This is a genomic window from Peribacillus glennii (assembly GCF_003429105.1).
In the GTDB taxonomy this organism is placed as follows: Bacteria; Bacillota; Bacilli; order Bacillales; family DSM-1321; genus Peribacillus; species Peribacillus glennii.
Window position 1 is genome coordinate 207976 of the sequence record NZ_QVTD01000006.1, and the last position, 20256, is coordinate 228231.

The window sequence follows — 20256 nt, forward strand, 5'->3', positions numbered from 1 at the left end:
ATTTCCCACTTGTTTGCACTTTGAACAACCAGGAGCCAATATATAATCATTGGGATAATAGGGACATACAGAATGTTTTGTCAGCCTCCAAATCCAAAGGGGAGCAGGATGTGGAAGGTCGTTCCCTTCCCTTCTTCGCTTTCCACCTCGACCAGGCCGTTGTGTTCCTCTATGATTTTATAGCTGACCATTAAACCAAGCCCGGTTCCCCGTTCCTTGGTCGTATAAAAGGGCTCTCCAAGCTTTTTTAGCTTTTCTTCCGGCAGGCCCGGACCTTCGTCTTCGATGGAAATCCTAATATAGTCTTGATTTTCCCGCTTCGCTTTAATATAGATACGCCCGCCGTCCGGCATTACTTCAAGGGCATTTTTAATGATATTGATGAATACCTGTTTAAGTTGGTTCCCTTCGCAATAGATCAAGAACTCTTCTTCGTCGAATTCAGTCAGAAATTGAATATTCTGAAATAGCGCCTGCGCCCCTAGCAATTCCAATGTTTCATGCATGATCCCGATTACATTTTGCCGAAAATAGCGCATTGCCTGTGGCTTTGCTAGCACAAGGAATTCGGTAATGATCGTTTCGATCCGCTTTATTTCCGAAGTGATTACATTAAAATAATTTGAAAAGTCTTCCTTGACACTGCCTTGGAGCAGCTGGATAAATCCCTTGAGCGCGGTCATCGGATTCCTTATTTCATGGGCGATCCCCGCCGCCAGCTCACCCACGACATTAAGGGTATCCGATTTGCGGATTTGCTCCTGCAATTCAAGTGTTTCCGTAATATCCCGGAAGATGGTCAAATGCAGCCCGGAATATAAGTTTTTCCTTGTGGAGAATTCAATGTGCTTGATCTTTCCCTGTTCAAAAGTAAGCGGAACGATTGTTTTATCCTGTCCTTTCTGCTGGACATTTTCAATATGGCTGTTAAGCTTATCTATATTGTCCGGAATCATCTCCAGGACCTCGCTGACCGACATGGAAAGAAGCTTTTCTTTTGGCAATTCCAAAATATTGCAGCCTATTTCGTTAATATCGGCAAATCCAGACCTATTCCAGAGGATCATTCCATCCAGTGAACCCTCGAATATTTTCCTGAATTTCTTCTCACTCTTCCTTAATTCCTTTTCAATTTTCCACCGCTCGCTGACATTCCTGAAAATCGTTATGTTATATCCTTCACTTGAATGCATTTTGGACGTTAACTCTAACAGTTTAATTTGCCCGTTCGGCATTTTATAAAAAAGCTCTTCCCGTACCTCCCCTTTTTCGCAGAAGGTTGATACCATCGATTTATATTTCTCATCCTTTTTATAAATATAATCCTCAAGCTGTGTTCCGATCAATCGCTCACGTTTCGCTTCAAAGATCTTGCAGGCAGAGTGATTTACACGGAAAATTTCACCATGTTCATCCCAAAATACGATAGCATCCAATGTTTGGTCAAACAACTCGGAAAATATTTGTTCGCTCTTTTCCAACTTTCTCTCAATTAGCGCCTTTTCCGTGATGTTCCTGAAGATGGACATATAATGCTTATTAAAAATATTTGAGCTCGTTGAGTACTCAAATCGGATAATGCCTTCGCCATCACACATCTCAATGTCGCCTGTTGCTGCTCCCTTTTCCATGCTCATCTGCCAAGTTTTAAGCTGGGAAGGATTGATGAAATCCTGGATTTTTTCACCCACAAACTCTTCCCGTTTCCGGCCCATCGTTTTGCAAAAGGAAACGTTGGCATCAATGATGGCACCTTCCTTATCATAGATGACAATGCAATCAACCGCTTTATTGAACACATCGAGAAACATGTGTGTGGTCACCATTCTTTCTTTCAACAAAGCCCTTTCTACAGACACATCCCTTAATTTGTAAACCACTTTTTTTCCTTTCTCATATGGAAAACCAATGAATTCAACCTGTTTTTGCGCGCCCGCGGCAGGCTGGATCACCCACTCATCCTTAAAGGTTCCCTTTGCAAAAATCAATTGTTCCTGATAAGAAAGAATGTCAGCCGGTGTATCAATTAAGAAATCTTCCAAGTTTTTAGTAAGCACCTCTGCCCTGGACATGACGAATAACGAACAGGCCTCAAAATTCGAATAAATAATTTGCCTGCCTTCATCCACGATGATCAAAGCTTCAAAGGTATGGTCGATCAATTCCTTAAATTGTTCGATTTGGCTATTTAATTTATCAATCTCCTGTTTGTAGCCGGAAACGGATTCTATGCCTGTATACATTTTTCCAACCCTCCGTTAACCACTTTTATACCAATATTCTACATAAATACCGAAATTTCCTATAGACACAAATGGGTAAAAGGTAGTATTTTTTTAAGTGAATTTCAATCCAAAAAAATTTGGTTAATATTACATGTTTATATAAAGGAATTTTTCTTTATAATGTCGGGTATTAAGGGAAGGAGTCTATTATCTATAAACTGCCTGGCCTGGAGGGAAACATGAGACAACGGGATTATTTTTTTGATAATGCAAAATTTATCTTGATCGCTTTTGTAGTATTCGGCCATTTGCTAAAAGCTTTTGTGAATGATAATGAAGCGATATATTCACTTTACAAAACAATATATACGTTCCATATGCCTGCCTTTATCCTTGTTTCGGGCTTCTTTGCTAAAGGATTCTACAAAAAGGGCTATGTTTCGAAAATCACGAAAAAGCTTATTCTTCCTTATATGATCTTCCAAGTCATATACGCTGTTTATTATTACTACTTATACCATAAATCCAGCCTGGCTTTGGATTTCCTATATCCGCAGTGGTCCCTGTGGTTTTTGATCAGCTTGTTTTGCTGGAATATCATGCTGCTTGGATTTGCTAAACTGAAGCCGGCGTCGGGCATCGGGCTTGCACTATTGATTGCCTTATTAATCGGTTATGTCGATTCGGTATCAAACTATTTAAGCCTTTCGAGAACTTTTGTATTTTTTCCGATGTTCTTGATCGGTTACCATTTATCGAAAGACCATATCAACCAGTTGTTCACGTTTAAAGCACGCACCTTTGCTTTTCTTATAATGGCTGCGGTTTTTATCGGATTTTATATTAATCCCGATATCAATTATAAGTGGCTGCTAGGCTCCAAACCGTATTCGGAACTGGAGGCAGCGAGCCTAATTTCCATGTTTAAGCGTTTAGGATTTTACGTATTGAGCCTTGTGATGGTTTTTAGTTTCTTAGCTCTTATACCTGCGGGGCATTATTTCTTTACTCAGTGGGGAAAGCAGACCTTGTATGTTTATTTGCTTCATGGATTTTTTGTCCGGTTTTTCCGGGAAAGCGAAATTCGAGACCACTTTACCAATCTTGAAAACTTCTTGATGCTTGGCGGTATTTCCTTGCTAATAACGATTGTCCTGTCAAGCAGGATCATCGCTTCAATCGCCCAGCCGTTGATTGAACTGGAGTTTTCCCGGACTAAGAAATTAATACAAAGTGTTGGCATGTACATCAAGCTGTATAAAGAAAAATGGCAGAAACAGTCGTCAAGCTATTAATAAGTAAAACGGAAGCACCTGGCAGAGTATATCGGCACAAGTACTTCCTATCGCGTCGGGTTGGGAGCTGGCCGACGAAAAACGCCACATCCACATGTCTTCGCCGGCACCATTATTCCGTTTATTAAGCAAAATTCAGTTACTACTGGAAAATAGTAATCTTTTTTATTTCTATAAGAAAAGCGTCCCGGCCAGGACGCTTTTCTTATTTATCATCGACAACAATATATGCAGCCTTTACCGGGCCGTGAACCCCGACGACAAGGTCCATTTCGATATCGGCAGAATTGCTCGGGCCGGTTACATAGTTGATACAGGCTGGGAGGACTTCCCCTGTTTCCACTTTCTCCTGAATCCTTTGTGCCGCCTGGGTCATACGCGGGACGATGGTGCTTTTCGGAATGATGGAAATATGAACCGTCGGCAGAAGGCTCACCGAACGTCCTTTATCCTTATCGCTGAACAAAACGACGGTACCTGACTCTGCCAATGTGATTTCACTGAAGGTAATACCCACGTTTGCCTGCTCAGCCAAATCAATGTTCTCACGGCCGATTTCATGATTCCATTCATGAACGGAGATATCTTCCGCAGGCCATGCAACATGGATCAACTCAGATAAACCAAACTCTTTAAAACGTGTGTCCTTCGGGATGACCACCGGCCCCCCGCCCATGCTTTCCACGACGAATTTAAGGGTATCCGCAAGCTGGCCTGCCGTGGTTTGATAAAATTCTGTATGGATTCGTGTACAATGGTTTTTAAGTATCAAAACCAGCTCTTCCTGTGTCGCTCCTTTAAGTACCTCATGCTGCGGCTGAAATTTCCACTCGGGGCGCTTGATATGGGTCACTCTCTCTCTTCCAAGCTGCCTTGCGATATTATCTAAAAACGACTCTCTATTTTGGATGTTTCCTGCCATTACGATTCCCCCCTTTTGTCCCGGTTCTTGAACCAATCCCTGAATCTTTCCTTGTTCGGTGCCGGGAAATCGCGAATTTCAGTCCAGGCTTTAAGCGGTCCCGGTCCTTTGGAGATCTTTTCGCCGGCAGTAAACGGGCTCATGGCGGAAGGCGCAATTTTTGAACCCAATTTATAAAGAGCAGGTGATGCAGCCCCTAAACCGAAAGCTTTCATTGCCAATTTTTCAGATACTGGGGCACGCCCTTCCCGTTCGACGATTACCTGCCGGTGTTTATGCAACAGTTCATGGAGCGGTATTTTTACCGGACACGCATCCGTGCAGGCTGCGCAAAGTGTTGATGCATAAGGCAATTCTTTGAAATCATCATAACCTCCGAGCAGCGGGGACAGCACAGCACCAATCGGACCCGAATAGATGGATCCGTAGGAATGGCCGCCAACATGGCGGTAAACAGGGCAGACATTGACACATGCCGCACACCGGATACACTGAAGTACAGACTGGAATTCGGTGCCAAGTATTTTTGATCTCCCGTTATCAACAATGACCAGGTGGAATTCTTCCGGCCCGTCCACATCCCCTTGTGCCCTCGGCCCTGTCAATGCGGTGATATAGCTCGTAAGCCGTTGGCCTACAGCACTTCTGGTCAGCATGCTGACCAAAACCTCAAACTCTTTATGGGACGGGACAATCCGTTCCATACCCATTACAGTTATTTGCGTTTTTGGAAGGCTCGTCACCAGTCGCCCGTTGCCTTCATTCGTTACAAGACCTACCGATCCGCTGTCGGCAATTGCAAAATTACAGCCTGTGATTCCAACATCCGCCGTTAAAAAATCTTTTCTTAGGATTTCGCGGACATGTGCTGTCAATTCTTTTGGGTTCTCTGTTTTTTGATATGCAAGTTTCTCCTTGAAAACATCGCGAATTTGTTCTTTATTTTTATGGAGGGCAGGTGCAACGATGTGGGAAGGGGGATCATGGTCATCTACCTGCAGGATGTACTCGCCCAAGTCGGTTTCGACAACCTCACAGCCGGTCTCCTCCAGCACCGCGTTAAGATTTATTTCTTCTGTTACCATTGATTTCGATTTCACGATTTTCCTTGCATTTTTCGATTGGATAACTTCCTTAACATAAGCACTTGCCTCCTCGGCAGTCTGTGCAAAGAAAACATGGCCTCCAAGCCTGGAAACGTTTTCAGTAAGTTGATGGAGATAGTAATCAAGATTTTCGAGAACATGCTGCCTGATTTCTTCCCCATGCGAACGCCAAGACTCCCAATTTCCGAGCTCTTCAATTGCATCAAGGCGGCGTCCATGCAATCTTTCCTGTGCGCTTGAAATTGCGGAGCGCATGAATTTATTTTCCAATTCGGTACTGACACGCTCTTTAAAATCAACAGAACCAAATTTCATTGGCATTTTCCAAAGCCCCTTTCTTATTTTAGGTTGGATTTTTCTGGAAGGAACAGGGCACTTAACGGCTGTTTAATACTTCCGCAATATGCATCACTCTGATCGGTTTTCCTTTTCGGCCGATTCTGCCCCCGATGTTCATCATGCAGCCTGCATCCCCGCCGATTATGATCTCAGCGTCTGTCTCCTCGATATGCTCGACCTTTTCATCGACCATCTGCTCTGAGATTTGTCCCATTTTAACAGAAAATGTTCCGCCGAACCCGCAGCAATTATGGGCTCCTGGAAGCGGAACGAACTCAAGTCCCTTTACATTGGCCAAAAGCCTGAACGGAGCTTCTTTCACGCCCAATAGGCGCGTCATGTGGCAAGAAGTATGATAGGTCGCTTTCCCGTTCATACGGGCTCCAACATCCTCAATGCCCAATACATCCACAATAAACTGGGTCAGTTCATATGTTTTGTCCGCTACGTTCTGGGCTCTTTCCCTCCATTCCCCATCATCCTTAAAGATATGAGGGTACTCTTTGAACATGGTCGCACATGAGCCGGATGGGGTAACTATGTATTCAGCGTTTTCAAACGTACCAATCATCTTTTTCATGGCTTCTTTTGATTCTTTGACATATCCGCTGTTATATGCTGGCTGGCCGCAGCATACCTGTGAATCAGGGAATTCTATATCACAGCCCAATCTTTCCAACAGTTCAACGGTTGCTTTGCCAACGCCTGATTGGAACATGTCCACAAGACAGGTCGCAAAAAGAGTTACTTTCATCTTAAATCCTCCCTTAACACTTTCATTGGGTATTCGACAGGTCATCGGATGACTTATAATTACTAGCTTCATACACCAATTAATCAGGTACTTGTTTAATACTTGTTAAATAAAACTATAACATTTTAAATTTTCAAAAGATACGAAATTTATACAATAAATAACAAAATATACTGGCAAAATAGCCTAACTTATTGCTCCGCCAAAGAATCCAACAAGGTCACTTCAACATTGCTTAAATGGAGGCTCATCGCATTCCTGGCACCGCTTCCATTCTTGTCTTTAATCGCTTCGTATATGGCTGCATGTTCCTGGTAAAGCGCTTCTGTCGAATATAATAGGATTGTTTCCCTGATTGCAGCCGCCATCATATCGGCGACCTGGTTCGTCAACGTGGCCAATAGCGGGTTTTTCGAGGCCTTGGCAATGGCCAAATGGAATGAAAGATCCGCTTTTTCACCCATTGCTCTATTCTCCTTGGCTGATTTCATTGCTCTCAGCGCTTTTTCAATGTCTTTAATATCCTGACATGATCCGTTTTCTGCAGCCGCTGCTGCTGCCCCTGTTTCGAGGATCTTGCGCACTTCAAATAAATGCGCAATATCCTCACTATTCATTAAAATAGCATTGGATAAAGGAATTGCTATTAAACTCGGATCAAATTGTTTCACATAAGTGCCCTCACCGTGCCTCATTTCCACCAGGCCCATGCTGCGCAAGGCGCTTAACGCTTCCCTTATCGCAGACCGGCCTACCTGAAAATTCAGGGCCAGCTGCTCAATAGAGTCCAGTTTTGTACCGGGCGGCAATTCGCCTTTTTTAATAGATTCATACAAGTGCTCTGCTACTATTTCATAGATTTTCTTTGGTTTTATTCTCTTGAAAGCCATCCATTCACTCTCCATCACCAATCTAAAAACCTAATATGTAATCGCTTGCTTCTTATTATAATGCAAATGATCCGCGATACCGCCTTTTTTTTTCAAAGTGGCAAGGTTCCTTTTTTAAGAACACATTCTGGTTATTTTCATCTTTTCAAATGGCGATACTATGATAGAATATAGTGTTAGAGCTTTAAACATTATAGAACCACAATCCAATTTTGAAAGGAGCTTCCGGCGTTTACCGCCGCTTAAGCATATGAACACAATTATTGCTACTTTAAATGCTAAATATATCCATACCAGCCTGTCAATCCGGTACTTGAAGGCATATGCTGCTCCGGATTTCGATGTCAGCCTTGCGGAATATACGATCAAAGACCCTGTTATGAACATTGTCGGGGACCTTTATTCGAAGAATCCTGATATTATCGGCTTTAGCTGCTACATTTGGAATATTGAAGAAACCATCAAGGTCATCCAAATGCTAAAGAAAATCAATCCCGAGCTTGTCATTATCCTTGGAGGCCCTGAAGTAACATACGATGTAACAGAGTGGCTGGAGAAAATTCCCGAAGCAGATTTCATCGTAATAGGTGAAGGGGAGATTACTTTCAAGAAGCTCCTAGAAGAACTGCATGGAAAAAAGGATTTTCAAACGGTCAGCGGTATCGCATATCGTTCAAACGGCAAGAATGTGATTCAGCCGCAGGCCTCAAAGCTTGATTTAAAGGAGCTGCCTTCCCCTTTCCGTTTTGCGGAGGATATCCCGCAGCTCTCAAAAAGGGTGACGTATATTGAAACCAGTAGAGGCTGTCCATTCAACTGCCAGTTCTGCCTTTCTTCGATTGAAGTCGGAGTAAGGTATTTTGACCGGGAGAAAGTGAAGGAGGATATCCGGTACCTGATGAAAAATGGCGCAAAAACCATCAAATTCGTTGACCGGACATTCAATATCAGCCGCAGCTATGCGATGGAAATGTTTCAGTTTTTGATCGACGAACATGTTCCCGGCACTGTTTTTCAGTTTGAAATTACAGCAGACATCATGCGACCTGAGGTCATCCAATTTTTGAATGATAATGCTCCCCATGGCTTATTCCGTTTTGAAATCGGGGTGCAGTCGTCTAATGACTATACGAATGAGCTGGTTATGCGGAAACAAAATTTCGAAAAGCTTACCCGTACGGTGACTATGGTAAAAGAAGGCGGAAAAATCGACCAGCATCTCGATTTGATTGCAGGCCTCCCAGAAGAGGACTATCAATCATTCCGCAAGACATTCAATGATGTGTTTGCCCTCCGGCCGGAAGAACTTCAGCTTGGCTTTTTAAAAATGCTCCGCGGGACAGGGCTTAGGATCCGTGCTAAAGATCATGATTATCTTTTCAGCGATCATTCCCCGTACGAAATTCTGGGTAATAATGTGCTGTCTTTTGGTGAAATCGTGAGAATTAAACAGGTGGAAGATGTATTGGAGAAGTATTGGAACGCGCATCGCATGGACATGACTGTCGAATACCTCGTAAAAGAGGCCTTCCCTTCACCTTTCGATTTTTTCCAGAATTTCGGTACTTACTGGGACGGACAGGGGTGGTCGCGGATCGGGCATCAATTGGAGGATTTATTTAAAAGGCTGCAGCAGTTTTTAACGGACGTGAAACCGGAAACGCTTGAAATGGCAATCGGTTTGATGAAATACGATTATGTAAACAGCCAAAAATACAAACCCAGGAAACCGTGGTGGAACCAAACTTTCGATAAACGTGAGCGTTCCGCCATTTATGAAAGAATTCTCAGCAAACCCAGCTTGCTTGGAGTGAGGTTTGACTCACTGAAGCTGAATGAGAAGGATTTATTCAAGCATACCTCGCTTGAAGAACTTCCTTTTGATTTAAAGAAATACCTGGAAACCGGAAAGATTGAAGCGAAGCCGTCCATCATGCTTGCATACTTTGACCCTGCGGGAAACGGGTCACAAATATTTTCTTGGACAAAATAATAGGACCACTAACCATGGCCATGAGCAATGCTCACGGCCATTTTTCATTTATTTCCGGGCTTATTTCTTTTCCCGCTAACCAGGACATCGTAAATTTTCGCCGCGTTCAAACCGCCGGTGAATTCTGTGCCGAATTCTTCCCGTGTATTCGAAACAGGACTGTCTTCTCGCAAATGATCCTTCTTCTCTTTCATTGTGCTCTGCCCTTTCTTCCTTGCTTCGAATTTCGGTTGAAACCCTTCATCTCATTTTCATCAGCAGCGAATTCATTGGAAAAATCATGTTCTGCCTGGTTCCGGTACGGAGTATGGCTTGTTTTAACTGCACCATCTACATTTGCTTTTCTTTTCAACTCATTCACCTTCCCCTTTTTTGTCATGTCATGCTGCATCCTTTTTACAGGATGGAAATGACCTCTTTTAACAGAAGCCTTTTATTATGATGGGGTTTAATTCAGCTTAATTATGCAAGCATATTTCAACAATCATGTGGTTAAACTAGTCCTGTAATTTCGGAGGTAGGATCTGAAGAAGAAATTCAAAAAATCGGGTTTCATCACCAGTTTTGGACGAAACCCAGCCTCTTTAAAACAATGCACCCAGCTTTAAAGAAACCGGTTTTCATGTGACTGATCCGTTTGTCAACCTGTATGGGTGGTAATTGGCGACAGTAATTTCGCCTCAAAGGATTCAACACTGGAAAAATGATGTCAGGGGAAGAATGGGTTCATCCTACAAATGACACCGGGGGAACACTGCTGAGAGCCGGGAGCTTTTAGAGAAAAAAGAGCACCTCAAGGTACCCCTTTCATGCTTCCAGATAAGGACGTGGGACAGGGATCGAATTAGATTTACCATAATATGATTAAAATCTACTGGCAAATTCATGTGAGCACAGTTTTAAATGCCTTTCAGCAAGCTAAAAGGCTTGTGAGAACTGCCTAGCCAATAGAACACTAGTTTCTCCACTTTGATAATGCGTAATTCTTCTCAACTTATTTAGTACTTTTTATGAAATGATGGAGAGAACCATATTTTTCAAAAACGATCTTGGCAATAAGGAATAATAGTTATGAAAGGATAGGTTCCAAAGCATAATCTAAACAATAGAATACCAAATATACAAAACCAGCCTCTTAAAAAAGGGAGCTGGTTTTGTTATAACTGAATTAGTGTTTTCGGCCGTTTGCTTTCATTTCACTGCAGTTTCCAGAGCCCTTATCTTTTCACTTCCAATATTAATTTGCCCTTGGTCTGGCGCCCTTGCAATAAGGTATGGACGTTGGCCGCTTCTTCTAACGGATAGACTCCGCCAATCGTCAGTTTCAGCTTCCCTTCGGCCACATAAGTGAATAACTCCTGAATGCTTGGGAGCAGCAGGTCCGGTTTTTTCATAATTTGCGGCAGAAAAAAACCGATGACGGACTGGTTCCTTCGCATTAACAGGGTCGGGTTAAACTCCACCTGTTCACCGCTTGCATTACCGAAAACGACAAGCCTTCCAAAAGTCGCAAGACATTTCAGTGTTTTGTTAAACACATCCCCTCCCGCCATTTCAAGGGCAACATCTGCACCTTTCCCGGCGGTTGCATCAAGCACTTCCTTTTCCCATCCATCCATTGTGTAATCAATCAGGACATCTGCGCCCATGTCCCTTGCAAGCTCAAGTTTTTCGGACGAACTGGCGGTTGCTATTACCTTCCCTGCTCCAAAAATCTTGGCCAGCTGGACGGCAATTGTCCCGACACCTCCTGCGGCGGCATGGATCAGAACGGTTTCACCAGGTTCAAGCCTGCCCATTGTTTTAAGCACATGATAAGCACTTAATCCTTGAAGCGGCAGTGCTGCTGCCTGATGGAAATCGACATTGTCGGGGAGCGGTATGACAGAAAATTCATTTGCCAAGGCGTATTCTGAGTACCCGCCGGATTCAATCAGGCTGACGATTCTCGTGCCAGGCTTAATCCTTGTTACCTTGTCCCCAACTTCAGTAACTACTCCTGCTATTTCCGCACCCGGAATGAAAGGAAGCGGGGTCGGAACTACGTACTGGCCTTGCCGGCGGGCTGTATCTGCATAGTTGACGCCGACCGAATGGACCTCAATTAGTACTTCATGGCCCTTGGGGACAGGCTTGTCTATTTCAATTTTATTTAATACTTCAGGGCCTCCGTACTCTTTCAATTGGATTGCTTTCATCGGTTTCTCCTCACTTTCCTGTAAACACCGGTTTTCTTTTTTCTTTAAAAGCGGCGATTCCTTCCTTATGATCGCTGGTGGATACCATCATTGTTTGAGTGATCCGTTCCTGCTCGAGGATTTCCTCCAGGCTTGCTGTAAGGGAATGGTTGACGAGCTTTTTAATCATTCCATAACTCTTTGTAGGACCCTGCGCAAGTTTTGAGGCAAAAGCAAGAGTCTCCTGATGTAACCTTTCAAGAGGAACAAGGTGACTAATAACGCCAAGCTCGTATAGCCGCTTGGCCGCGACCGGTTCGGCGCTGAAAAAGAACTGTTTTGCAAGATGGGGGCCAATCAGCCTAGGGACAAAATATGAGCCGCCGCCATCCGATACTAAGCCCACCTTGGAAAAACTGAGCGCGAATTGACTATCCTCAGCCGCGATGATTATATCGCAGGCAAGGGCAAGATTGAAGCCGGCACCTGCCGCAAAACCGTGGATGGCTGCAATTATGGGGACTTCTGTTTCCTTCATGGCCAAAATTAACTGGTTCAGGCGCCCGATATGGTCATATACTTGCGTCGCGGATGACGTCCCCATGGTTTTCACATCACCGCCTGCAGAAAATGACCTGCCTGCACCGGATAATACGATAACCCGGATATCCGGGTTTGTTTCAGCTTCCTTAATGGCCTCCTGAATCCCTAAAATCATATCGGGGCTGAAAGCATTCAAGCTTTCAGGACGATTTAGTGTAAGGCTCATGATCGATCCTTCGACTGAAACCAATAGATCTTCTTTTCCCATTTCAATTCCTCCCTTGATAAATTTTCATTTTTTCCAAGATATAGCTGAGTCCATATACTTTTGCTGATATATCTGAGATTCTTCTGATATATTTAGATTTTCGCTGATATACTAAAAAAAATTAACAGCCGCTGGCATGAGGAAAAAAATCCCAACGACTCTCTTTTACTACATAATCAGCCATCCGCCATCGACAAGCAGATCACTTCCAGTCATGTACGCAGCTTCGCTTGAGGCGGCAAACGCTATCACATTAGCAATCTCGTCAGCCCTTCCAACCCTTCTTAAAGCAGTATTGCGCTCGATTGCCTTTTGAAATTTCTCATTTTGCAGCCCTGCCTCCGTCAATGGAGTTTCGACAAACCCCGGGGAAACGGAATTGACACGGATACGGTAAGGTGCGAGCTCGAGAGCCAGCGATTTTGTTAAATTAATCACTCCGGCTTTTGCAGAGCTGTAATGCGGAATTTGCGCCCCGGCCTGATGGCCTGAAAGGGATGCCACATTGACGATGGCCCTGTCGGCTTGATTTTTTTCTTCCTTTGTGAAGGACTCGGCCATTAATTTCCCAAGGTACTTTGAGACCAGGAAAACGCTTTTTAGATTTGCATCCTGTACGGCATCCCAATCCTCTTCCGTAGTTTCCAGCACCCTGGAATGCTTGGAGCCTCCGGCATTATTAATTAAAATGTGCAAATTGCCAAATTGGTTCCTGATATATTCGGCCAGCTCCTTGACGTCCTGTTCAACAGTAACGTCGGCACGGAATATTTCTGCTACAGGATTTTTTTTAGCAGAATTGATTTCATGGGCGGCTTCCTCGAGTTTCGACCTTGTCCTCCCTGTCAGAATGACCCTGGCCCCTTCATTTGCCAACCGAAGTGCCGTTGCTTTCCCGATTCCCGTCCCGGCACCTGTTATGAGAGCTATAGATTGAGAAAATCTCATGATTTCTCCCCCTCCTAGGAAGTGTATTGATTTGCTTCGTACTGTTTTTCTGCAATCCTGCGGTTTCGTTCAAAACTTCCTCCTTCACACGCAAGGCTTGAACAGTGGTGGAAAGCCAGCTTCACGATTTGCCGCTGTTGTTCACCGGACGTCAATTGCGCCGCTAGCGTTCTTGTAATTGATTCTGCTTTCCACAATGCATGCTCCAGATAGGTTTTGGTTAAGTCTATTTTAAGGGATGATTTCTCTTCCCCTGATTTTTGTACCGATTTCACCGTACGGTAAACCGAAGACTCCGCCGCATATAGCTCGATCGCCAAATCAGCAAGCAGCAGTAACGTTTCCTGTTCGTCCCCAAGATTCGAACCGAATGCTTCATAAGCAATACCCGCATTTATCAGGAAAAGATTTCGCAGTATATCGACAGACTGCCTCTCTTTCGCAAGCGGCCCTTCAACTATTGAATCGGGGTGCTGCAGGGAAGCAGCTGCTTGTTCTATCTTTGACTGTAAATCCATATCACCTTTCATAGCTTTCCTGAACAGATGTGTTGGAATCAAAAGCCTGTTAATTTCATTTGTCCCTTCAAAGATCCGATTAATCCTTGCATCACGGTAAATTTGTTCAATCCGGTATTCTTTGATGTATCCCGCCCCCCCATGCAGCTGAAGTGCTTCATCCGCCACATAGTCCAGAGTTTCCGAACCGAAGACTTTACAAATTGCACATTCGGTTGCATATTCGCTGAGCTGTTTTCCGATCAATTTCAAGTCATTTGATCCGTATAAATCCCCCAGAGCTTCTTCCAATAGGTTTGCTGTCCGATATTGGAGTGATTCTGCCGCATAAATTCTTGCAGCCATCTTTGCTGTTTTTTCTTTGGAGGCAGAGAAATCGCCTATAGCTTTGCCAAACTGCTTTCTTTCCTGGATGTACTCCACCGATTTTTTCAAGCCTGATTTAGCTGCACCCATGCATGCTGATCCAAGGTTAAAACGCCCAAGGTTCAACACATTCAGCGCAATGACATGCCCTTTCCCAACCTCGCCGAGAACATTTTCGACAGGCACCAGGCAATCTTCAAGGATGACCGATCTGGTGGAAGACCCCTTTATGCCCATTTTCTTTTCTTCCGGGCCCAAGGACAGTCCTGGGAATCCTTTTTCTACAATAAAGGCGGTGAAATACGATCCGTCCACTTTGGCGTAGACGATGAAAGTATCTGAAAAAACGGCATTGGTAATGAAAATTTTCGTTCCATTGAGCACATAATGTGTACCTTCCGCATTTAGATGCGCTACGGTCTGTGCTGATAATGCATCCGACCCTGCATTTGGCTCAGTCAGGCAATAAGCCCCAATGTATTCTCCCGATGCAAGCTTGGGCAAATATTTTTCTTTTTGCTCTGCAGTCCCGAAATAGGTGATCGGGAGTGTCGCAATGCAAGTGTGGTTTGAATGGGCAACTCCGTAGCCACTGGCAGGGCCCACCATTTCCCCTACAATCCCTTTTGAAATCTTATCAAGGCCCAATCCTCCATATTCCTCGGGAATGCTATGTGCAAGCAGCCCGAGTTCTCCTGCTTTTTTCAGAAGAGAAATGACAAGCTCAAAATCCTGGGCTTCAATTCCATCATTATGACCTGCCACTTCCTTTTCAATGAATTGTTTAGCGGTTGCGGCAATCATCCGATGTTCATCAGTAAAGTCTTCAGGAGTGAACAATGAGTCAGTCTCCAGAGTCGAAAATAGAAAATCAGAACCTTTATTTCTTTCATTAACGCGTTCCATATGTTTCCCCCGTTTAACGGATTTCTGTTTATTGCTTCACGGAAGCCTCTAAGGCGATTTTTCCCTGTTTTAATTTTGGCGCAAGTCCTATGATGCCCTTTTGGGCGGCAAAGCCAAGCTCGTCTTCAAATCGGTGTTTATCAAACATTTTCCCAACATAAGAGGACCTCAAAATGGCAATTGCCTCGTCCTGTTTTCCTTTATAGAAAAAATGGGCTGCCAGGGCTGCATCCGTCAGTTCAACTTCCCCGCCCTTCTCCCGGTACAGGCAATCGATGAAATGTCCTGCCCCATAGAAATCCTCTAAACTCATCTCTCCAGAATTGCCTGAACAAACAACCATGATGGTCTCATCTTGCCAATTCTTTGAGATTTCACTTGCTACAAAGGGATTGTTCAATAATGAAGCAATGAACACTTCCTTTGCGCCTGTCGATTTCCTTAAAGCCACCGTGCCGTTGGTGGTTGATAAAACCAAAACTTTCCCTGAAACTGAATTACGAAGGATGGAAGGGCTAGGATAGACAAAACCTTCTACTGGTTTTGCCGAAAGTTCCCCTGCCAAAATCCAATCTGTCTCCCCGCTTTGTTTGTGCAAGCTGACAGCCTCATCGCAATCTAAAACAGGGATTACCTCTACTGCGCCATCGTGCAATGCAGATACAATTGTTGTGGTAGCAAGCAGGACATCCAGAACGACAGCAATTTTATCGCCCTCGGCCATTTTCTGTTCATTGATTTCTTCTTTTCTGGTCAAAAGATGTATTTTCTTCATATCATGCTTCCTTGCCTGCAATGTTTGAGGCGTGGACGACAAGGCTTCTTACAAAACTGTCAAACTTGGAAAACCGATCATCCTTCGTTTGCCCTTTTTTATATCGGTAATAGATTTGCTGGCAGATGACAGCCAGTTTGAAATAGGCAAACGTCATGTAAAAGTCCATATTTGACAAATCCCGGCCGCTTTTTTTCGCATAAGCTTCTATGAACTGCTTTCTTGTCATAAACCCTTCGTTCACCGTAATCGCGGGCTTTCCGAGTCCCGATTTTAGTGGGGCGGGATCATCTTCTTCCGTCCAATAGCCCATCGCTACACCCAAATCAGCCAAAGGGTCTCCAATAGTGGTCATTTCCCAATCGAAAAGGCCGACCATTTCTGTTAGGCTTTCATTGATCATCGCGTTATTAAGCTTATAATCGTAGTGGATGACAGTTGCCTCACCATCCGCCGGTACATGGCCCGCCAGCCATTTCATCAACGGTTCCACTTCGGGTATATCATCTGTTTTTGCGCGGAGATATCGGGAGATCCAGCCATTCACCTGTCGTTCCATGAATCCTGCCGGCTTGCTGATCTCCGCCAGCTTTGTTTCCTGATACGGGATGGCATGCAGCTCGACAAGCCTGTCGACCATGATTTCCGAAAGCTTCCAGCAATTTTCCTTTGTTGGTGGAATTTCTTGGGGAAATTCAGTATCAAAGACAATCCCATGCTTTCTTTCCATGATAAAAAAAGGGCTCCCGACGATTGTCTCGTCCTCCGAAAATAAGATTGGTTTCGGCGCTGGCGGAAAATGCGGATGAAGCTCGGAAATAATAAGATGCTCCCTCTTCATATCGTGGGCTTTTGGAGCAACCGGCCCTAATGGCGGCCTTCTAAGCACCGCTTCCCATTCCCCTGCCTTCAATTGGTAGGTCAGGTTGGAATGGCCTGCAGAAAATTGCAAAACCTCAAGTGGTGCTCCCGGCAGCCCTTTTATATTCCTTCTCAAGAATGATTCCAGCACTGAATAATCCAATTCCTCGCCTTTTCGTACAGGAATGGTATCTTTCCCGATTTTGTAAGGCATGTTTCCCCCTCCTTATCCATAGTTGAAATATTCAGAATTTCAATTTTGCACAAAGTAGTTTTTTAACCCTTCGCGCAGCAATTCAGGAATTTCCTTGCTTTTTTGTTCAGCAAAATCAAAAAACACCATAACTGCATTTCCTTTCGCTATCAGCTCGCCAGTCTGGGAACAAACAACGTCATGATTGATTTCAAAGCTTTTGGTACCAATCCTTGATACAAAACTCTTAATCTGCAGAATTTGGTTGAAATAACCTTGGTTGATAAAGTCACATTTGATGGAAGCCAAAATAAAGTTCCAATCATCCGCATCCATTTTATATCCAAGTGATTGGAAAAACGTAATCCGCGCTTGCTCCAGGTAAATGAAATAACTAGTATTATTGATATGTCCCAAAGCATCTGTCTCGCAAAAACGTGCTGTTACTTCGGTTTCATGGATCATTTTTTTCACTCCCTTCCGCCTAAGATCAGCCATTAAACCAAACGGTCAGTATGTAAGTATTAAGAGCATGGTCGGGAAGATGGAGTAAGCGAACCCTTCATTAAAGAAATGTTCCGCTATCATCTGCCACGTCCAGCGGCAATGTGTGCGTCACCTCGAAAAACGTTTGCTTTTCTCCGTGCGAGGTAACGCTAACGCAATCGCCCTTGTGCTGTGGAAGCCCATCTTCCCCCCCGCCAATGATTATCCGACTTCTATCCCTTGTAAAATCATATCTACGAAAATATCCGTTACCTCTCTGTCTGTCATCTTTCCATCCGGTTTAAACCATTGATAGCTCCAGTTTGCCGCACCAAGAATGCCGAATGTTACGATTGGGGGGTTGAGGTTGTCGCGGAATTCCCCTTTTATGACCCCTTCCTCAAGGAGAGCCTGAATGTTTAGGCGGAATTTATCGCGCTTCGGAATGATCTGGGAAAGCCGTTCCTCGCTTAAATTCTGCATTTCCCGAAAGAACACCTTTGCGCTCGGCCCCTGGCTTTTAATATTGCTGATCAGCATATAAACGATATCATACAGTTTTTCCTTGGAGCTTTTTGTTTCGTCCTTTAAAATCTTTTCCTGGTGACCAAGCAAATCATCAATATAGCGAAAATGGATGTCCATCAGCAATTCTTCCTTGCTGGAAAAATAGTAATAAAAAGTTCCTTTCGTTACGCCGATGGAATCCACGATATCCTGGATCGATGTCTCACTGAATCCTTTTTTTTCGAATAAGCGAATGCTGTGCTCTGTTATTTTTTCCTTCACTCATGTATCCTCGCAATCTGTTGAAAAGTTTCAGTGAAATTATACCATAACTAAAACCTCTTCCGATTAACAAGGCACCTACTCTTGGCTTTGTTCCGTATTAACCGGGGCAGGCCCCCCATGCAAGAAAACAAACAAGCATTAAAGGGAGCCAACGTTTTCCTTCTTGTGATGTTGCTGCCCAATGTCCTTATCGCTGTAAATCAGGGTAACCATCAGTTGGCATAGAGGGAGTTTCGCTTACTTAGCGGCTGCTTCTTCCCGCAAAGCCCTGCGCAGGATTTTCCCGACGCCAGTTTTAGGCAGCTCCTCACGGAATTCCACACTGGTTGGTACTTTATAGGCAGACATATTCTGCCTGCAGTGCGCAATTATCCCTTCTACCGTGGCCGTTTTGCCGGCTTTCAGGACAACGACCGCTTTGACTGTTTCGCCTCTGTAAGGATCAGGGACGCCGATCACGACTGCCTCCTGAACGGAAGGGTGCTCATAAATCACCTCTTCAACATCCCGCGGATAAACATTATAACCGCTGGCAATGATCATGTCCTTTTTCCTGTCGACTATATATAAATATCCATCTTCGTCCATTTTTGTAATATCTCCAGTATAAAGCCAGCCATCCCTTAAGGTATTTGCTGTTTCTTCAGGCATGTTCCAATAACCTTTCATGACCTGGGGACCCCTGATAATCAATTCACCCAATTCACCTGCCGGAACCTCCTCGGTACCCGTGGCCAAATCCACAATTTTATAATCCGTGTTCGGAAGTCCGATTCCCACGCTGCCTGGTTTCCTTTCAGCAAATGGGGGATTGCAATGCGTGACTGGAGAAGCTTCTGACAAGCCGTACCCTTCCAGGATCTGCGCGCCTGTTTTGCTCTCGAAACCGCGCATGAGCTCAAGAGGCATCGGTGCACTTCCGCTGTTGCAGGAACGGATTGAGTTAATTCCGTAGCTTTCAGCATTCGGATGGTTGGTGATCGCCACATACATGGTCGGGACACCCGGGAAAATTGTCGGCTGTTCCTGCTTGATCGTATTTAACACTTCTTCAAGCTCAAAACGCGGAAGCATAATAGAATTAGAAGCAGTGAACAACGCAAAATTCATTGCCGAAGTCATGCCGAATACATGGAATAAAGGAATGATCGTTAGAAAACGTTCTTTGCCGAATTCAACGTCATCCTTAAAAAACTCATTAGTCTGGGCAACATTTGCCATAATATTTCGATGGGTCAGCATTGCCCCTTTGGAACGCCCAGTCGTTCCCCCGGTGTACTGCAGGACGGCAACGTCATGTTCCGGTTGTATTTCCACGGGAGTCACCTGACCGTTTCCTTCTTTTAAGAATCCATCAAATGTATGGTCCGGTGCAAAGTCCTGCTCCGTTGGCTGAAGGCTCACGACGATAATCGTTTTCAGGCTGGTATTTGGCTGTACCTGTTTGACCTTCTCGTACAGTGCATCTAATACGATAATGGTCTCCGCTCCTGAATCGCCCAGTATATATTCAATTTCACGCGGGGCTGACATAGGATTGACCTGTGTGACGATGGCACCGCAAGTCAAGATGCCATTATAAGCGATGACATATTGCGGACAGTTCGGAAGCATGATGGCAACCCTATCCCCCTTCTGGACGCCATTCTTCTGCAATCCGGAAGCAAACAGATTAACCGCGTAAGACAGTTCCCTGTAGCTGATTTTTTTGGTATAGAAGGTTATAGCGGTATTTTCCGGATACTTTTTTGCGTTTTCCTGGAGAACTTGCGGAATCGTCATTTCAGGAATTTGAATTTCACTTGCAATTGACTCGGGATACACGGACAGCCATGGTTTCTTTCTCATAATTAACCCCCAACAAAATGATAAAATAATTACTATTCTGCTATGCACTGC

18 protein-coding genes are annotated in these 20256 nt (G+C 44.3%); 2 read left to right on the plus strand and 16 right to left on the minus strand.

Annotated elements, in window-relative coordinates; translation table 11 throughout:
- Window positions 1-80: 80 nt before the first annotated feature.
- Entirely contained in the window at window positions 81-2243 is a 2163-nt protein-coding gene (locus tag D0466_RS12170; RefSeq protein ID WP_117322846.1) for a PAS domain S-box protein, read from the minus strand.
- A 221-nt stretch (window positions 2244-2464) separates the two neighbouring features.
- Between D0466_RS12170 and D0466_RS12175 the strand changes: the two genes are divergently transcribed.
- Window positions 2465-3520 (plus strand): acyltransferase family protein, encoded by a 1056-nt coding sequence (locus D0466_RS12175; protein WP_117322847.1) that lies wholly within the window; start codon window positions 2465-2467, stop codon window positions 3518-3520.
- Window positions 3521-3725: 205 nt separating this feature from the next.
- On the opposite strand, the gene D0466_RS12180 is transcribed toward D0466_RS12175, so the two are convergent.
- The 4 genes from D0466_RS12180 to D0466_RS12195 form a co-directional block, all read right to left on the minus strand.
- Window positions 3726-4442 (minus strand): LutC/YkgG family protein, encoded by a 717-nt coding sequence (locus D0466_RS12180; protein WP_117322848.1) that lies wholly within the window; start codon window positions 4440-4442, stop codon window positions 3726-3728.
- Complete coding sequence (locus D0466_RS12185) at window positions 4442-5869, minus strand: LutB/LldF family L-lactate oxidation iron-sulfur protein (protein ID WP_117322849.1); 1428 nt, start codon at window positions 5867-5869, stop codon at window positions 4442-4444. Before D0466_RS12185 ends, D0466_RS12180 begins: the two co-directional genes overlap by 1 nt.
- Window positions 5870-5924: 55 nt before the next feature.
- A complete protein-coding gene (locus D0466_RS12190; RefSeq protein ID WP_117322850.1) occupies window positions 5925-6641 on the minus strand; it encodes a (Fe-S)-binding protein in 717 nt (238 codons plus the stop codon).
- A gap of 191 nt (window positions 6642-6832) precedes the next feature.
- Window positions 6833-7531 carry a FadR/GntR family transcriptional regulator gene (locus D0466_RS12195; RefSeq protein ID WP_117322851.1) on the minus strand — a complete coding sequence of 233 codons (699 nt, stop codon included), beginning with the start codon at window positions 7529-7531 and terminating at the stop codon, window positions 6833-6835.
- A 250-nt stretch (window positions 7532-7781) separates the two neighbouring features.
- On the opposite strand from D0466_RS12195, the gene D0466_RS12200 reads away from it, so the two are divergent.
- On the plus strand, window positions 7782-9524 hold the full coding sequence (locus D0466_RS12200) for a B12-binding domain-containing radical SAM protein (RefSeq protein WP_117322852.1): 1743 nt from the start codon (window positions 7782-7784) through the stop codon (window positions 9522-9524).
- 44 nt (window positions 9525-9568) lie between these two features.
- On the opposite strand, the gene D0466_RS22215 is transcribed toward D0466_RS12200, so the two are convergent.
- The 11 genes from D0466_RS22215 to D0466_RS12255 form a co-directional block, all read right to left on the minus strand.
- The gene (locus tag D0466_RS22215) at window positions 9569-9718 is read right to left on the minus strand and encodes a hypothetical protein (protein ID WP_158555896.1); all 150 of its coding nucleotides are present in this window, start codon (window positions 9716-9718) and stop codon (window positions 9569-9571) included.
- Window positions 9715-9903, minus strand: a complete 189-nt coding sequence (locus tag D0466_RS12205) for a hypothetical protein (RefSeq protein ID WP_117322853.1) — start codon at window positions 9901-9903, stop codon at window positions 9715-9717. Before D0466_RS12205 ends, D0466_RS22215 begins: the two co-directional genes overlap by 4 nt.
- A gap of 838 nt (window positions 9904-10741) precedes the next feature.
- Window positions 10742-11722, minus strand: a complete 981-nt coding sequence (locus D0466_RS12215) for a quinone oxidoreductase family protein (RefSeq protein WP_117322854.1) — start codon at window positions 11720-11722, stop codon at window positions 10742-10744.
- 10 nt (window positions 11723-11732) lie between these two features.
- Window positions 11733-12512 (minus strand): enoyl-CoA hydratase/isomerase family protein, encoded by a 780-nt coding sequence (locus tag D0466_RS12220; RefSeq protein ID WP_117322855.1) that lies wholly within the window; start codon window positions 12510-12512, stop codon window positions 11733-11735.
- 168 nt (window positions 12513-12680) lie between these two features.
- The gene (locus tag D0466_RS12225) at window positions 12681-13460 is read right to left on the minus strand and encodes an SDR family NAD(P)-dependent oxidoreductase (protein ID WP_117322856.1); all 780 of its coding nucleotides are present in this window, start codon (window positions 13458-13460) and stop codon (window positions 12681-12683) included.
- A 14-nt stretch (window positions 13461-13474) separates the two neighbouring features.
- Entirely contained in the window at window positions 13475-15250 is a 1776-nt protein-coding gene (locus tag D0466_RS12230; RefSeq protein WP_117322857.1) for an acyl-CoA dehydrogenase family protein, read from the minus strand.
- A gap of 28 nt (window positions 15251-15278) precedes the next feature.
- A complete protein-coding gene (locus D0466_RS12235; RefSeq protein WP_117322858.1) occupies window positions 15279-16025 on the minus strand; it encodes a 2-phosphosulfolactate phosphatase in 747 nt (248 codons plus the stop codon).
- 1 nt (window position 16026) lies between these two features.
- Entirely contained in the window at window positions 16027-17100 is a 1074-nt protein-coding gene (locus D0466_RS12240) for a phosphotransferase family protein (RefSeq protein WP_117322859.1), read from the minus strand.
- Between the two features lie 39 nt (window positions 17101-17139).
- The gene (locus tag D0466_RS12245) at window positions 17140-17541 is read right to left on the minus strand and encodes an acyl-CoA thioesterase (protein ID WP_117322896.1); all 402 of its coding nucleotides are present in this window, start codon (window positions 17539-17541) and stop codon (window positions 17140-17142) included.
- Window positions 17542-17787: 246 nt separating this feature from the next.
- Window positions 17788-18354, minus strand: coding sequence for a TetR/AcrR family transcriptional regulator (locus D0466_RS12250; RefSeq protein WP_117322860.1), 567 nt, complete (start codon window positions 18352-18354; stop codon window positions 17788-17790).
- Between the two features lie 240 nt (window positions 18355-18594).
- Window positions 18595-20205: a long-chain-fatty-acid--CoA ligase gene (locus D0466_RS12255; protein WP_117322861.1), complete on the minus strand. Its 1611-nt coding sequence runs from the start codon at window positions 20203-20205 to the stop codon at window positions 18595-18597.
- Window positions 20206-20256: the final 51 nt, after the last annotated feature.